At 71.6% G+C, this 14,770-nt stretch carries 15 protein-coding genes; 10 read left to right on the forward strand and 5 right to left on the reverse strand.

Annotated features, from left to right (window positions below; all coding sequences use genetic code 11):
- Positions 1-11: 11 nt before the first annotated feature.
- From ABZ725_RS07275 to ABZ725_RS07310, 8 genes are read left to right on the forward strand one after another with little or no spacing between them, the layout of a single operon-like run.
- Positions 12-851, forward strand: coding sequence for an ABC transporter permease (locus tag ABZ725_RS07275; protein WP_358801750.1), 840 nt, complete (start codon positions 12-14; stop codon positions 849-851).
- Positions 851-1,618, forward strand: a complete 768-nt coding sequence (locus tag ABZ725_RS07280; RefSeq protein ID WP_358801751.1) for an ABC transporter permease — start codon at positions 851-853, stop codon at positions 1,616-1,618. The genes ABZ725_RS07275 and ABZ725_RS07280 overlap by 1 nt, the downstream gene beginning before the upstream one ends.
- On the forward strand, positions 1,615-2,658 hold the full coding sequence (locus tag ABZ725_RS07285; protein WP_358801752.1) for an ABC transporter ATP-binding protein: 1,044 nt from the start codon (positions 1,615-1,617) through the stop codon (positions 2,656-2,658). The genes ABZ725_RS07280 and ABZ725_RS07285 overlap by 4 nt, the downstream gene beginning before the upstream one ends.
- Positions 2,659-2,672: 14 nt before the next feature.
- Positions 2,673-3,971 (forward strand): nucleotide disphospho-sugar-binding domain-containing protein, encoded by a 1,299-nt coding sequence (locus ABZ725_RS07290; protein WP_358801753.1) that lies wholly within the window; start codon positions 2,673-2,675, stop codon positions 3,969-3,971.
- Positions 3,968-5,074 (forward strand): ABC transporter substrate-binding protein, encoded by a 1,107-nt coding sequence (locus ABZ725_RS07295; protein ID WP_358801754.1) that lies wholly within the window; start codon positions 3,968-3,970, stop codon positions 5,072-5,074. The genes ABZ725_RS07290 and ABZ725_RS07295 overlap by 4 nt, the downstream gene beginning before the upstream one ends.
- Positions 5,071-5,859: an ABC transporter ATP-binding protein gene (locus tag ABZ725_RS07300; protein WP_358801755.1), complete on the forward strand. Its 789-nt coding sequence runs from the start codon at positions 5,071-5,073 to the stop codon at positions 5,857-5,859. Before ABZ725_RS07295 ends, ABZ725_RS07300 begins: the two co-directional genes overlap by 4 nt.
- The gene (locus ABZ725_RS07305; protein WP_358801756.1) at positions 5,856-6,686 is read left to right on the forward strand and encodes an ABC transporter permease; all 831 of its coding nucleotides are present in this window, start codon (positions 5,856-5,858) and stop codon (positions 6,684-6,686) included. The genes ABZ725_RS07300 and ABZ725_RS07305 overlap by 4 nt, the downstream gene beginning before the upstream one ends.
- Positions 6,687-6,718: 32 nt before the next feature.
- Positions 6,719-8,191, forward strand: coding sequence for a dihydroorotase family protein (locus ABZ725_RS07310; protein ID WP_358802071.1), 1,473 nt, complete (start codon positions 6,719-6,721; stop codon positions 8,189-8,191).
- Here ABZ725_RS07310 and ABZ725_RS07315 read toward each other — a convergent pair.
- Both ABZ725_RS07315 and ABZ725_RS07320 read right to left on the reverse strand, forming a co-directional pair.
- Entirely contained in the window at positions 8,172-8,705 is a 534-nt protein-coding gene (locus tag ABZ725_RS07315; protein ID WP_358801757.1) for a GNAT family N-acetyltransferase, read from the reverse strand. The genes ABZ725_RS07310 and ABZ725_RS07315 overlap by 20 nt on opposite strands.
- A 125-nt stretch (positions 8,706-8,830) precedes the next feature.
- Positions 8,831-9,199 (reverse strand): nuclear transport factor 2 family protein, encoded by a 369-nt coding sequence (locus tag ABZ725_RS07320; RefSeq protein ID WP_358801758.1) that lies wholly within the window; start codon positions 9,197-9,199, stop codon positions 8,831-8,833.
- A 256-nt stretch (positions 9,200-9,455) separates the two neighbouring features.
- Between ABZ725_RS07320 and ABZ725_RS07325 the strand changes: the two genes are divergently transcribed.
- A complete protein-coding gene (locus ABZ725_RS07325; RefSeq protein WP_358801759.1) occupies positions 9,456-10,259 on the forward strand; it encodes an inositol monophosphatase family protein in 804 nt (267 codons plus the stop codon).
- Here the strand turns inward: ABZ725_RS07325 and ABZ725_RS07330 are convergent.
- From ABZ725_RS07330 to ABZ725_RS07340, 3 genes are read right to left on the reverse strand one after another with little or no spacing between them, the layout of a single operon-like run.
- Complete coding sequence (locus tag ABZ725_RS07330) at positions 10,243-11,280, reverse strand: alcohol dehydrogenase catalytic domain-containing protein (RefSeq protein WP_358801760.1); 1,038 nt, start codon at positions 11,278-11,280, stop codon at positions 10,243-10,245. The genes ABZ725_RS07325 and ABZ725_RS07330 overlap by 17 nt on opposite strands.
- Before the next feature lie 11 nt (positions 11,281-11,291).
- Positions 11,292-12,152 carry a fumarylacetoacetate hydrolase family protein gene (locus tag ABZ725_RS07335; protein WP_358801761.1) on the reverse strand — a complete coding sequence of 287 codons (861 nt, stop codon included), beginning with the start codon at positions 12,150-12,152 and terminating at the stop codon, positions 11,292-11,294.
- Between the two features lie 44 nt (positions 12,153-12,196).
- Entirely contained in the window at positions 12,197-13,003 is an 807-nt protein-coding gene (locus ABZ725_RS07340; protein WP_358801762.1) for an IclR family transcriptional regulator, read from the reverse strand.
- 47 nt (positions 13,004-13,050) lie between these two features.
- On the opposite strand from ABZ725_RS07340, the gene ABZ725_RS07345 reads away from it, so the two are divergent.
- Positions 13,051-14,766, forward strand: coding sequence for an IlvD/Edd family dehydratase (locus tag ABZ725_RS07345; RefSeq protein ID WP_358801763.1), 1,716 nt, complete (start codon positions 13,051-13,053; stop codon positions 14,764-14,766).
- Positions 14,767-14,770: the final 4 nt, after the last annotated feature.

Below are 14,770 nucleotides of genomic sequence, written 5' to 3' on the forward strand. Positions count from 1 at the left end.
GAGGACCACGCGTGCGAGCCCGTCTCGTCCTGCTCGGCCCGGGCCTGTCGTACCTGGCCGTCCTGCTCCTGCTGCCGCTGGCCCTGCTGATCGGCTACACGCTCTTCCGCCGGGGCCGCTTCGGCGGGATCGCCTACGAGGACGGAGCGACCGGCGAGAACTTCACCCGGATCGCCGACCCCCTCTACGTCGGCGTCCTCACCGACTCGCTGCGCATCGCCGGCGTCACCACGCTGCTCGCGCTCCTCCTCGGCTACCCGACCGCGTACGCGATCGCCCGGCTGCCCGCCCGTCGGCGCACGGTCGCGCTGGTCCTGGTCGTGCTGCCGTTCTGGACCAACTTCCTGATCCGCGCCTACGCCTGGATCGTGCTGCTGTCCAGCGAAGGCGTGGTCAACTCGGCCCTCACCGGCATCGGGGTGATCGACCGGCCGCTGAAACTCCTCTACACGGAGCCCGCCGTCGTCCTCGGCCTCCTCTACGCCTATCTCCCACTGATGGTGCTGCCGCTGTACTCGGCGATCGAGCGGGTCGACCCCCGGCTGCTCGAAGCCTCGGCCGACCTGGGCGCGCGCCCGGCCCGCACGTTCTGGAGCGTGACCTTTCCGCACACCCTGCCCGGCGTCCTGACCGGCTGTGTCTTCGTCTTCGTGCCCAGCCTCGGCAACTTCGTCGTCCCCGAACTGCTGGGCGGCGGGCACACGGTGATGGTCGGCAACCTCATCCGGGACCAGTTCCTCACGGCGCGGGACTGGCCGTTCGGCTCGGTGCTGGCCCTCGCCCTCATCGCGTTCCTGGTCCTGCTGCTCATGGCCCAGGCCTGGGCCGGGCGCCGGCTGGGCGGCCGCTGATGCGCCGGGTGAGGCTCCTCCCGCTGTGGGTGACGTACGCGTTCCTCTACACGCCCGTCGTGGTGCTCGTGGTGATGTCCTTCAACCGCTCGGACAGCCCCTACGAGTGGTCCGGGTTCAGCACCGCCTGGTACGGCACGCTGGCCGACGACGACGAGGTCCTGCGGGGTCTGGCGAACACGCTGATCGTGGCCGCGGGCGCGACCGCCCTGTCCACCGTCCTCGGCACGCTGCTCGCCGTGGGACTCGCCCGCCACGCGAGCCGCTCGCGGCTGCTGCCCGCCCTGTCGGCGCTGCCCGCCGTCCTGCCGGACATCGTGCCGGCGATCGGCCTGCTCGCCCTCTACTCGCTCGTCTCGGCCACCCTCGGCCTGTACTCGGTGCTGCTCGCCCACACCGTCTTCGGCCTCGCCTTCGTCACGGCCGTCGTCCGCACCCGGATCGCCCACGTCGACCCCTCCCTGGAGGAGGCCTCGCGCGACCTCGGCGCGGGCGAGGTCACCACGTTCCTGCGCATCACCCTGCCGACCCTCGCCCCCGGCATCGTGGCGGGCGCGCTGCTGACGTTCACGCTCTCGCTCGACGAGTTCGTCATCGCCTTCTTCACCGCGGGCCCGAAGGACCCCACCCTGCCGATCGTCGTCTACTCGATGATCAGGTTCGGTGTGACCCCGGAGATCAACGCGCTCGCCACCCTGCTGCTCGCGGTCAGCTTCACCGTGGTGATCGCCGCCCAGCGCGTCAGCCGACCGACGGAGGCGCTGTGATCCGGATCCACGCCGTCACCCGGCGGTTCGGCGAGGTCACCGCCCTGGACGGGGTGAGCCTGGACATCGCGGAGGGCGAGTTCTTCGCCCTCCTCGGCCCGAGCGGCTGCGGAAAGACGACCCTGCTGCGTGTCCTCGCCGGATTCGAGGCCCCGGACAGCGGCACGGTCGCCCTCGACGGCCGGGACCTCCTGGGCGTGCCCGCGCACCGGCGGCCGGTCAACCTCATGTTCCAGTCGTACGCGCTGTTCCCGCACATGAACGTGGCGAAGAACATCGCGTACGGGCTGGCGCGGGAAGGGCTCGCCCGGGCGGAGATCGGCGAACGGGTCGCGGCCGTGCTCGCCACCGTCGGGCTGACCGCACAGGCCCGCAGACGGCCGCACCAGCTGTCCGGCGGGCAGCGGCAGCGGGTCGCCCTCGCCCGCGCCATCGTCAAACGACCCCGGGTGCTGCTGCTCGACGAGCCGCTGTCGGCGCTCGACAAACAGGTCCGCGCCGAGATGCAGCTGGAGCTCAAACGCCTCCAGCACGAGGTGGGCATCACCTTCCTCGTCGTCACCCACGACCAGGAGGAGGCCATGTCGCTCGCCGACCGGATCGCCGTCCTGGACCGCGGACGCGTCCAGCAGGTCGACACCCCCGTCGAGCTCTACCGACGCCCCCGGAGCCGGTTCGTCGCGGGCTTCGTCGGCGCCAACAACGTCTTCTCCGGACGGCTGCTGCCCGTCGGCGGACTCGACGTGCCCGGCGTCGGCGTCCTGCCCGCTCCGGCCGGCGACACGGCGGGGCTGGTCGGGGTACGCCCGGAGAGCATCCGGCTCGCCGCCCGGGACGCGGACGCTCCCCTGCACGGCACGGTGCTGGACATCAGCTACTTCGGCGGCTCCTCACGGATCGCGGTCACGGTCCCCGGTCTCGACCGGCCGGTCCTGCTGACCGTCCCGGGCCCGGCCACGGTGACCTCCGGGACCCGCGTCGCGCTGTCCTGGGACCCGGAGGACGCGGTACTGATCGAGACGACGGGAGACACCCCTTGACCCCTTCGACCCCCTTGAACAGAACCCTGACCATCCTCTTCGCACCGGAGAGCGCCTACGGTCCGACCAACAACTGCATAGGCATCGGAGACGTGTTACGCCGCCGCGGGCACCGCGTGGTGTTCGCCGCGGAGGCGTCCTGGAAGGGCAGACTCGCCCCGCTCGGCTTCGAGGAGGACCTGGTCGACCTGGCCCCGCCGCCCGAACAGCCCCAGGAGGCGGGCCAGTTCTGGAAGGACTTCGTACGGGACACCGCCCCCGAGTTCAGAAAGCCCACGATCGAACAGCTCGGCACCTGGGTCAGACCGGTCTGGGAGGAGCTGGTCGCCGGCGCCCGGTACTGCGAACCCCAGCTCAGGAAGATCCTCGACCGGGTCCGGCCGGACGTGATCGTCGAGGACAACGTCGTCTGCTTCCCCGCCCTGACCACGGCGGACGTCCCCTTCGTGCGCATCGTCTCCTGCAACCCGCTGGAGATGAAGGGCGAACACGTGCCGCCGCCCTTCTCCGGGTACCCGGCCGGCGACCGCGCGGGCTGGGCCGAGTTCCGTGCCGAGTACGACCGCACCCACCGCGAGATCTGGGCCGAGTTCGCCGCCTGGGTCGTGGACCAGGGCGCGAGACCGCTGCCCGACCTGGAGTTCATCCACGACGGCGACCTCAACCTCTACCTCTACCCGGAGCTCGCCGACTACGCCGAAGCCCGCCCGCTGGGCCCCTCCTGGCACCGGCTGGACTCCTCCGTCCGCGAGACCGACGAGAAGTTCACCCTGCCGCCGGAGGCGGCCGAACGGCCCGAGGGCAGCGCGCTGATCTACTTCAGCCTCGGCTCCCTCGGCTCCGCCGACGTCGGCCTCATGCGCCGGATCATCGACTCCCTGGCGCGCACCCCGCACCGCTACATCGTCTCCAAGGGGCCGCTGCACGACGAGATCGAGCTGCCTCCCACCATGTGGGGCGCGGAGTTCCTCCCCCAGACGCGGATCCTCCCGCTCGTCGACCTCGTCATCACCCACGGCGGCAACAACACGACCACCGAGAGCCTCCACTTCGGCAAACCCATGATCGTGCTCCCGCTGTTCTGGGACCAGTACGACAACGCCCAGCGGCTGGCCGAGCTCGGCTACGGCGTCCGCCTCGACCCGTACCGCTTCACCGACGCCCAACTGCACGGCGCCCTGGCGAAGTTGCTCGGCGACACCCGCCTGCGGCACAGGCTGACGGAAGCCTCCACGACCATCCGGGCCCGCGACGGGCTGCGCACCGCCGCCGACCTCATCGAGCGGCACGGCAACGAAAGGCACGGAACATGAAACCGCTCTTACGACTCGGTCTCGGCGTCGCCGTCCTCGCGGTGCTCTCCGCCTGCGCGGACGGGCCCTCGTCGTCCTCCGACGGCGACCCGGACGCCCGGGCCGCACTCCGACTCGCCGTTCCCTCGGCCGTCATCGCCCCCAAGGAAGAGGTCGCCACCCACGCGGTCGGCGACGCCGAGGGCTATCTGGCCGAGGAGAAGCTGAAAGTCGACGTGATCAACACCGACGGGTCGGTGGCCGCGGTCCAGGCCGTCGCCTCGGGCAGCGCCGACATCGCGCCGGCCGACGCGGGAGCCGTCCTCGCCGCACGGGAGAAGGGCGTCCCCGTCAAGGCCATCGGGGGCCTGGTGCGCAACTGGCCGTGGCGCATGGCCGTCCGGCCCGGCAGTGAGGTCAGGAGCCCGGCCGACCTCGAGGGCAGGAAGATCGGCGTCATCAGCCTCGCCTCCGGCTCCGCCGCCTACGCCCGCGCGTACGTGAACGACGCCGGACTGGACGCGGCCAAGGACGTCGACCTGCTGCCGGTCGGCGTGGGCGCACCGGCCCTGGCCGCCCTGCAGGACGGCAAGGTCGACGTGCTCGCCCTGTACACCCAGGCGTACGCCACCATCGAGAACACCGGTGCCGAGCTGCGCTATCTCGACAACTCCGACGCGTTCGACGGCATCCGCTCCCTCACCTACGCGGTGACCGAGAAGACCCTGAAGGACAAGAAGGACGTGCTCACGCGCTACCTGCGCGCCTCCTACAAGGCACTGCTCTTCTCCGCCGTCAACCCCGAGGCCGCCATGCGCGACGGATACCGGGCCTTCCCCCAGCTGCTGACCGGCAAGAAGGCCGACGACCGCATCGCCGACGACACCAGGACCCTTCAGGCGTGGATCAAGACCGCCGTCCCCGCCGCCGGTGAGCCCGAGAGCTTCAAGGACTGGGGCGCGATCAGCGACACGGAGTGGAACAAGACCGTCGCCTACACCAGGACGGCCGGCCAGCTCACCGAGGACGTCCCGCTCCCGCAACTGTGGGACCCCAGCCTGCTCAAGGGCGCGAACGACTTCGACCCCGCGCCCGTGATCGCGAAGGCGAAGTCCGCCGGGTGAGCGTGGACGAAGACCGCTGGATCGAGGTCACCGGACTGCACAAGACCTACCGGCCGCGCAGGTCCGAGCCGACCCACGCCCTCTCGGACGTCACCTTCACGGTCCGACGCGGCGAGTTCCTCTCGGTCGTCGGCCCCTCGGGGTGCGGCAAGACCACCCTGTTGAAGATCCTCGCCGGGATCGTCCCCAGAAGCCAGGGCACGGTCCGCGTCGCCGATCGCGAGGTGACGGGCCCGCTGCCCGAGGTGGGCATGGTCTTCCAGACGCCCACCCTCCTGCCCTGGCGCACCGTGCTGCAGAACGTGATGGTGCCCGTGGAGGTGCGGAAGCTCGACGCCTCGGTGTACCGCAAGCGCGCCGAGCGGCTGCTCGCGATGGTCGGCCTCGACGGCTTCGAGGGCAGACACCCGCATGAGCTGAGCGGCGGGATGCAGCAGCGCGCCGGAATCTGCCGGGCCCTGGTGCACGACCCGGCCGTGCTGCTGATGGACGAGCCCTTCGGCGCGCTCGACGCCCTGACCCGCGAGTCCATGAACGTCGAGTTGCTGAGGATCTGGCGGGAGAGCGGCCAGACCGTCGTGTTCGTCACCCACTCCATCCCCGAGGCCGTCTTCCTCTCCGACCGGGTCGTGGTGCTCAGCCCCCGCCCCGGCCGCATGGCCGAGATCGTCGACATCGAGCTCGAACGCCCGCGCACACTCCGCGCGATGGCCTCGGACCGGGCCGGAGTCTTCGTCGAGCGGATCCGCCGGCATTTCGACGCCACCTGGGCGATCGACTCATGAAGCGGCACCCCGAGCGACTCCGCAAGCGGCTGCGCGTGGATCTGCGGGAGCAGCTGCGGGAGCGCCCCGAACTGCTGCTCGTGCCCGCCGTCTTCGTCGTCGTCATGCTGGCCTGGGAGTTCGCCGTCCCCGCCTTCGGCATCGACGACTACCTGCTGCCGCGCCCCTCACAGATCCTCGCCGCCCTCCGCACGCAGCTGGCGGACCCGTTGTTCTGGGGCCATCTCAAGGTGACGGTCCTGGAGTCGCTGTACGGCTTTCTGCTCGGCGTGGCGGCGGCGCTGGCGCTGGGCACCGCGATCTCGCAGGTGCGGCTGATCGAGCGCACTCTCATGCCGTACGTCGTCGCCTTCCAGACGGTGCCCAAGGTGGCGCTCGCGCCGCTGTTCGTCGTCTGGTTCGGCTTCGGCATGACCAGCAAGGTCGTCATGGCGGCGGTGATCTCGTTCTTCCCCGTGCTCGTCAACGTGATCGAGGGACTGCGCTCGGCCGACGCCGACCGGATCCAGATGCTCACGGTGTTCGGCGCCGGCCGCTTCCAGGTGTTCCGGATGGTGCGGCTGCCGAGCGCGCTCCCGTTCCTCTTCGCCGGCCTGGACATCGGCATCGTCTTCTCGATCCTCGGCGCCGTCGTCGGCGAGTTCATCGGCGCGAAGGAAGGACTCGGATACCTCCTGCTCCAGACCAACTACAACTTCGACATCGCCGGGATGTTCGCCGTCCTGGTGGTGCTCTCCGTACTGGGGCTGATCGCCCACTTCGTCATCCGGTTCGCCCAGAAGCGGCTCGTCTTCTGGGCCGAGGAGAACCGGGTGATCGGCGCATGACCAACCTGGGACGACAGCGGCAGGAGGCCGGCATGACCGCGTACGACCTGGTGGTGAAGAACGCCCGTGTCGTCACCCACGACCACGATGACGCCCGCCCCGCGGACATCGCCGTCCGCGGCGGCCGGATCGCCGTCGTGGCCCCCGACATCGCCACGGAAGGCGCCCGTCGGGTGGTCGACGCCGACGGACGGCTCGCGTTCCCCGGCGTCGTCGACGCCCACCAGCACTGGGGGATCTACCACCCGCTGCCCGAGGACGCGGCCACCGAGAGCCGCGCCAGCGCACAGGGCGGCGTCACCAGCGCCCTGACCTACACCCGGACCGGCCGCTACTACCTCAACAAGGCCGGTGCGTACGCCGACTTCTTCCCCGAGGTGCTGGCCGCCGCCTCCGGCCGCGCGCACGTCGACTACGGCTTCCATCTCGCGCCGATCTCACGCGCTCACATCGACGAGATTCCCGACCTGATCGAACGGTTCGGCGTCACCTCGTTCAAGGTCTTCATGTTCTACGGCAGCCACGGCCTCCACGGCAGGTCGGCCGACCAGAACGCCTTTCTGATGCTCCCCGAGGACGAACGGTACGACTACGCGCACTTCGAGTTCGTCATGCGCGGGGTACAGGCCGCCCGCGAGCGGTTCCCCGACCTCGCCGACGAGATCTCGCTCTCCCTGCACTGCGAGACCGCCGAGATCATGACCGCCTACACCAGGCTGGTCGAGGAGGCGGGCGACCTGACCGGGCTCGCCGCCTACAGCGCCTCCCGGCCGCAGCACTCCGAAGGCCTCGCGGTCGCGGTCGCCTCCTACCTGGCGCACGAGACCGGGCTGCCCACGATCAACCTGCTGCATCTGTCGTCCCGCAAGGCGGTCGACGCGGCCGTACGGATGAGCCGGGCGTTCCCGCACATCGACTTCCGCCGGGAGGTGACCGTCGGGCATCTGCTCGCCGACATCACCACCGCGCACGGCCTCGGCGGCAAGGTCAACCCGCCGCTGCGGCCCCGCGACGACGTCGAGGCGCTGTGGGAGCACGTGCTCGACGGCACCGTCGACTGGGTCGTCAGCGACCACGCGTGCTGCCGCGAGGAGGTGAAGTTCGGCGAGCCCTCGGACGATGTCTTCCTCGCCAAGGCCGGCTTCGGCGGCGCCGAGTACCTGCTCCCCGGCCTGCTCACCGAGGGGACCAGGCGCGGCCTGCCCCTGGGCCGGATTGCCGCGCTGACCTCCTGGAACCCGGCCCGGCGCTACGGACTGCGTGCCAAGGGCAGCCTCGCCCCCGGCTTCGACGCCGACATCGCCCTGGTCGACCCGGACCGCACCTGGACCGTGCGCGCCGCGGAGTCGGAGTCGACGCAGGAGTACACCCCGTTCGAGGGCTTCGAGCTGACCGCCCAGGTCACCGACACCTTCTTGAGAGGTCACCACATCCTGCGGGCGGGCAAGGTCGTCGGCCCGCCCATCGGCGCCTACCTCAGCCGGTTCAGCCCTCGAACTCGGTGAGATCGATGGCATGGACGCGCAGCGGGAAGCCGTACACCGGATCGACCGTCTCCCGCTCCTCCGTCATACCGAGCTTGCGGATGATGTTCTCGGAGGCGTCGTCCCCCGCCCGGGTGACGCTGATGACCTGGTCGAGACCGCGGTCCTGGAGCGCGAACTCCAAGGTGGCGTGGGCGGCTTCGGACGCGTATCCCTGACCCCAGAACGACGAGCCGAACCGCCAGCTGATCGCGACGGCGGCCGGTACGTCCGGCAGGCCCTCCACCAGGGACAGGCCCGTGAAGCCGGCCAGTTCGCCCGAGGCCAGCAGCTCGACGGCGAAGAGGCCGAAGCCCTCCTCGTCCCACTCCTCCTCCCACCGCTCGATGTCCCCCGCCGTCTGCTCCAGGTCGCGTACGGCGCCGTCGTCGATCCAGCGCATGACCTGGGGGTCCGCGTTGATCTCCGCCATGGGCGCGAGGTCGTCGTCGTGCCAGCGACGCAGGAGGAGGCGGGGGGTACGGATCTCGGTCATGGCCCCCATCCTGCCGAACACGACGGCATTGTCCCTAATCAGGCAGGAGGCCACGACGGAGCCGTCCGCGGTGAGTGCCGTCGCGCCGACCGCCCGCGCGATCCCGATGTGTGCCTCTGCCGTCCTCAGGCGCCCGGCACCCGGTCCAGGAAGCCGCTGACGGTGCTGATGCGGCCGTCCTCGGCGAGCGTGACGACGTCGGAACCGCCGGCCGGGGAGGAGCCGTCGGCCTTCGACACCAGGTCCCAGGAGAAGCGGGCGATGTGGTGGTTGCCGTCCACCGCCCCCTTCAGCCGGAACGCGAAGCCCGGGAACTGGCCCTGGGCGCCGGCGATGGCGGCGGCGATGCCGTCGTGGCCCGCCACGTCGGCCAGCGGGTCGGTGTAGGTGGCGTCTTCCGTGAAGGCCTCGGACACGGCCTTGGCGATCGCCTCGGCCCCGTCGGCGTTCCAGGCGGCGAAGTAGCGCTCGGCGGCGGTTGCGTACGTGGTCATGGAGTTCTCCTCGGTCGGTCCCGGTCCGCAGCCGCGGTGTCGGCGCGGCCGTGTGATCACTGTGCCGGGCTCCGGGGCGACGGTCGATTACCCGTCAGGTAATCGCGCAGCGAGCGGCGACCCCGACGAACTCCGAGATGTTCAGACCGTGGCCGTGGGCTGTCCGTCGTCCCGTCCGGACGGCGGCACTGTGAGCTGCTCTCCTGGGGTATGGAGGCGATCGTCGGCGTCGACGGAAACGGAGTGGTGAAGAGCTGTGACCGAACATGAGGTGGACCGCGCCCTGCGGGTGGCCGTGGAGCTGGCCGATCGGGCGTGCCGGACGATCCGCGGAACCGGCACGGGCGCGGCCCCGACCGGTCCGGTCCGGGAGAAGGCGGGCCCGGCGGACATCGTCACGGACACCGACGAAGAGGTGGAGAGGCATGTACGGGCGGCGCTGCGGCGAGAGTTCCCGGACTGGGGCATCGACGGCGAGGAGTACGGCGTCGAGCCGGGCGTGTCGGGCGCGCCGCACTGGGTGATCGACCCCGTGGACGGAACGACCAACTACGCGCACGGACTCGGCTGGTGCTCCTTCTCCATGGGTCTGGCCGAGCCGGACGGGAGCCCGCTGCTGGGCGTGGTGGCGGACCCGTGGCGGCGCGAGGTGTTCACGGCGACCCGGGGCGGGGGAGCACAGCTGAACGGCTCCCCGATCAGGGCGGCGGACCGCGCGACGCTGACGGGCCACGTCTTCATGACGGAGTGGGCGGCGCACGCGCACTGGCCCGGCCAGGACGCCCTGCTGGCGGAACTGGCCGACCGCCACTGCACGGTACGCGTGATGGGCTCGACGGCCCTGTCCCTGGTCCAGGTCGCCGCGGGGCGCGCCTCGGCCGCGGCGATCGGCGCGTTCCACCCGGTGGACGGCCTCCCCGCACTCCTCATCGCGACGGAGGCGGGCGCGACGGCGACGCCGCGACTCCCGGCGTACGACGAGCCGTTGCTGCTGGCGGTGCCGGGAGTGGCGGCGGAGGCGCGGGAGCTGTGGCGCAGGACGGTCAGGCCCGGGCTGTAGCGGGACCGCCGGGCCGGGGGTCGACATGGATCTTGGGGCCCGGTCCGGCCCGGTCCGGGCGCTCACCGGCGAGCACCGCGCCGACCTCGTCGAGGCCCACGGTCGTGGCGACGAGGGGGCGGGGGTCGACGGATCCGTCGGCGTAGGCGCGGACGGCGGCGTCCAGACCGGGTGAGGCGGACAGGACGCCCACCGCGGTGACGTCCTTGAGCACGAGGGAACGCGTGTCGATCCTGCTCGGCACGCCGGCCAGCCCGATGTACACGAGACGGCCGCCCGGCTCGACCGACTCCAGTGCCCACTGCGGCAGTTCGACGGCGTTGGTGGCGTCGACGACCGCGTCGAAGGGCAGGTCCGGGGCGGACGTCCGCGTCCAGGCGTGCTCGAAGCCGAGCGTGCGGGCGAAGGCGAGCGAGCCCTCGGTCTGGCCCATCAGGTGGACCTCCGTGCCGGCCGCGCGCAGGAACATCGCGACCAGCAGTCCGATGGTGCCGGGGCCCAGGACCAGGGCACGGTCTCCGGCTCCGGTCGCGGTGGCTTCAGCGGCGCGCAGGGCGTTGCCGCCCGGCTCCACCAGGGCGCCGAGCACGGCGTCGACGGAGTCGGGCAGGGCGTGCAACGACGAGGCGGGCACGGCGAGTTGCTCGGCCAGCGCGCCGGGCCGGTCGCCGCGTATGCCGACCTCCTGCCGCTGCTCGCACACATGCTGCCGGCCCCGACGGCAGCGGCGGCAGCCGCCGCAGCCCAGCATGGTGTCGCCCATGACCCGTCGACCGAGCCAGCCGGCGTCCACGCCGTCCCCGACCGACGCCACCCGGCCGGACCACTCGTGGCCCAGCCGCATCGGATAGTCGGCGTGACCCTGGTGGAGGTAGGCCATCGCGCCGGTGAAGAACTCCATGTCGGTGCCGCACACGCCGACCCGCTCGACGTCGACGACGACCTCGCCGGGGCCCGCCACCGGCGCCGGGACCTCCTGGACCTCGTACGCGCCGGGGGCGGTCAGCACGAACGCGCGCATGCGGCGGGACATCACCGGGGCCCGAGCACGTGCTGGCGCTGGGCGCCGAGGTGCTGGATGCCCAGTTCCATCACGTCGCCCGGCCGGAGATACACGGGCGGGTTGAGGCCCATGCCGACGCCGGGCGGCGTGCCGGTGTTGATCAGGTCGCCGGGTTCCAGGACGAGGAACTGGCTGAGGTAGTGCACGATGAAGTACGGGTCGAAGATCATCGTCTTGGTGCTGCCGCTCTGCCGGCGCACCCCGTTGACGTCCAGCCACATCTCCAGTTCGAGGACGTCGTCGATCTCGTCGGCGGTGGCGAGCCACGGGCCCGCCGGGTTGAACGTCTCGGCCGACTTGCCCTTCGCCCACTGCCCGCCCCGCTCCAGCTGGAACGCCCGCTCGCTGACGTCGTTGACGACGACGTAGCCGGCGATGGCGTCGCGTGCCTCGTCCACCGAGTCGAGGTAGCTGGTGCGGCGGCCGATGACGATGCCCAGCTCCACCTCCCAGTCGGTCTTGGTCGAGCCGCGCGGGATGCGTACGTCGTCGTCGGGGCCGATGAGGGTGTTGGGCGACTTGGTGAACAGGATCGGCTCGTCGGGAACGGGCATGCCGCTCTCGGCCGCGTGGTCGCGGTAGTTCAGCCCGATGCACAGGAGCTGGTGCGGACGTGCGATGGGCGCGCCGACGCGCTCCCCGGCGAAGCGGGACACCCGGCCCGCCGCCGCCCGCTCGGCCACGACGGGACGGACGCGGTCGATGCCGCCCGACCCGAAGAACGCCTCGTCGAAGTCGGCGACGACGTCGGAGAGGTCGACGTAGGTCTCGTCGTCGACGCGGGCGACGGGCTTCTCGGCGCCGGGGGCGCCGATGCGCATGAGGTACACGGGTCGGACTCCAGGGTTCGGTCGATGCGATGAGGGACGGGGCTTCAGGAGTGCGGCTCGGCGAGGGGGCCGAGAAGGGAGCGGATCTCGTCGAGCGCGTCGACGAGGGCGGTCAGCGGCGTCCGGTAGACGAGGGCGCTGATGCTCACGGCTCCGGACGGGGTCGTCGGCGAGGTGAGATACACCGGCAGGGCGAGGCAGTTGACGCCGATCTCGTTCTCCTGGTCGTCGAGGCCGTAGCCCCGCTCACGGGTGGCGCGCAGCTCGCGGTGCAGGACGGTCGCCGTGCACAGGGTCCTCGGCGTGCGCCGCTCCAGGAGCGAGTCGCCGATCCACGCCTCGACCTCGACCTCGTCCAGGGTGCCCAACTGCCGGGCGAGCAGCAGCTTTCCGACCGCGGTGGTGTGTGCGGGGTTGCGGCCGCCGACGGTCGAGGTGAGCCGGACGGTTCCGCTGGGCGGGTCGACCTTGGCGCGGTAGACGACCTCACGGCCGTCCAGGACCGCATAGTGCGCCGTCTCGCCGAACCGGTGCGCCAGCGCCTCCAGCACGGGGCGGACGCGGACGTGCTCGGGCCGGGCCTCGTGGTGGGCGAAGGCCATGCGCAGGAATTCGTCCCCGAGCGCATAGCGGCCGCGGGCGTCCTGGTCGGCGAGACCGGCCCGGCGCAGCGCGCCGAGGGCCCGGTGCACCGTCGGCTTCGGGCTGCCGATCGCCCGGGTCAGCTCGTCCAGGCCCACACCGTCGGGGTGCCGCGCGAGTTCCTTGAGGACCGCGAGCACCCTGTCGGAGCCCACCAGCCGTCCGCTGTCGGGGTCTGTCGATCCGTCGTACGTCTGCGTATGCTCCATCGCGTTCCGAACTTTAGACAGCCGTACCGATTATTGGAAGAGGTTCCATGGTCAGGCTCCGGAGCGCGCAGTGGTACGCCGGTCAGGACCGCAACGCCTACATCCACCGGGCGTGGATGCGCCGCGGAGTGCCGGACGACGCGTTCACGGGCCGGCCGCAGATCGCCATCGCCAACACCGCCTCGGACCTCACCCCCTGCAACGCGCACCTGAACGAGGTCGCGGCCTCGGTGCGCAACGGCGTGTACGAGGCGGGCGGCATCCCGCTGGACCTGCCCGTGGTGTCGCTGGGCGAGACGAACGTGCGGCCCACGGCCATGCTCTGGCGCAACATGGCCGCGATGGCCACGGAGGAGATGCTGCGGGCCAACCCCATCGACGGCGTCGTCCTGTTGGGCGGCTGCGACAAGACGATCCCCGCCCTGCTGATGGCCGCCGCCTCGGTGGATCTGCCCGCGGTCGTGGTGCCCGGCGGCCCGATGCTGACCGGGACCTTCCGCGGCACGCCGCTGGGCTGCGGCACGGACGTGTGGCGGCTGTCGGAGGAGGTCCGGGCCGGCACGCTGTCCCAGGAGCAGTTCGTCCGCTCCGAGTCGGCGATGATCCGCAGCCGCGGGCACTGCAACACGATGGGCACCGCTTCGACGATGGCGCTGGTGGCGGAGGCGCTGGGCACGGTGGTGCCCGGGGTGGCCGGGACCCCCGCCCCGGACAGCCGGCTGCTCGCGGCCGCGCACGACACCGGCCGGCTGGTGCTGGACATGGTCGCCGCCGACCGCCGACCGGGCGCCTTCCTCACCAAAGCGTCCTTCCACAACGCGATCGTGGCGCTGGCCGCGATCGGCGGCTCGACCAACGCGGTCGTCCATCTCCTGGCGATCGCGGGCCGGTTGGGCGTCGACCTGTCGCTGGACGACTTCGACCGCATCGGCTCCCGCGTCCCGGTGCTCGTCGATCTCCAGCCCGCCGGCCGCTTCCTCATGGAGGACCTCCACCGCGCGGGCGGTCTGCTCGCCGTGCTGCGCGAGGTACGCGACCTGCTCGACCCCGACGCGCTGACCGTCACCGGCAGCCCCCTGGTCGACTCCCTCGACGACGCCCCGATCTGGGACCACGACGTCATCCGCACCCGCGCGAAGCCGCTGGTCGCCGAGGGCGGCATCGCCGTCCTGCGCGGCAACCTCGCCCCCGACGGCGCGCTCGTCAAACCGGCCGCGGCCTCCCCGCATCTGCTGCGCCACCGCGGCCGGGCGGTCGTCTTCGACTCCGTCGAGGACTTCCACGCCCGCATCGACGACCCCGATCTCGACGTCGACGCCGACTCCGTCCTCGTCCTGCGCGGCTGCGGCCCCAAGGGCTACCCGGGCATGCCCGAGGTCTCGAACATGCCGCTGCCGAGGAAACTGCTCGAACAGGGCGTCCGCGACATGGTCCGGGTCTGCGACGGCCGGATGAGCGGCACCGCCTACGGCACCGTCGTCCTGCACGTGGCCCCGGAGGCGGCGGCGGGCGGCCCCCTCGCGCTGGCCCGCACCGGGGACTGGATCACCCTCGACGTCGACGCCCGCCGCATCGACCTCGACGTACCCGACGACGAACTCGCCCGCAGAAGCCCCGACGCGGCCACCGTCACCGGCTACGCCAACCCCCGACGCGGCTGGGAACGCCTCTACGTCGACCACGTCCAACAGGCCGACACCGGCGCCGACCTGGACTTCCTCATCGGCTCCAGCGGCTCGGAGGTGAGCCGGGAGTCCCACTGACGGG

Source organism: Streptomyces sp. NPDC006872 (assembly GCF_040635845.1).
Lineage (GTDB): Bacteria > Actinomycetota > Actinomycetes > Streptomycetales > Streptomycetaceae > Streptomyces.

Excerpts from the sequence above, each read along its gene's own strand:
- ABZ725_RS07280 (WP_358801751.1), top strand. The coding sequence starts at position 851 with ATGCGCCGGGTGAGGCTCCTCCCGCTGTGGGTGACGTACGCGTTCCTC.
- ABZ725_RS07295 (WP_358801754.1), top strand. The coding sequence starts at position 3,968 with ATGAAACCGCTCTTACGACTCGGTCTCGGCGTCGCCGTCCTCGCGGTG.
- ABZ725_RS07305 (WP_358801756.1), top strand. The coding sequence starts at position 5,856 with ATGAAGCGGCACCCCGAGCGACTCCGCAAGCGGCTGCGCGTGGATCTG.
- ABZ725_RS07310 (WP_358802071.1), top strand. The coding sequence starts at position 6,719 with ATGACCGCGTACGACCTGGTGGTGAAGAACGCCCGTGTCGTCACCCAC.
- ABZ725_RS07315 (WP_358801757.1), bottom strand. The coding sequence starts at position 8,705 with ATGACCGAGATCCGTACCCCCCGCCTCCTCCTGCGTCGCTGGCACGAC.
- ABZ725_RS07320 (WP_358801758.1), bottom strand. The coding sequence starts at position 9,199 with ATGACCACGTACGCAACCGCCGCCGAGCGCTACTTCGCCGCCTGGAAC.
- ABZ725_RS07330 (WP_358801760.1), bottom strand. The coding sequence starts at position 11,280 with ATGCGCGCGTTCGTGCTGACCGCCCCCGGCGCGTACGAGGTCCAGGAG.
- ABZ725_RS07340 (WP_358801762.1), bottom strand. The coding sequence starts at position 13,003 with ATGGAGCATACGCAGACGTACGACGGATCGACAGACCCCGACAGCGGA.
- ABZ725_RS07345 (WP_358801763.1), top strand. The coding sequence starts at position 13,051 with ATGGTCAGGCTCCGGAGCGCGCAGTGGTACGCCGGTCAGGACCGCAAC.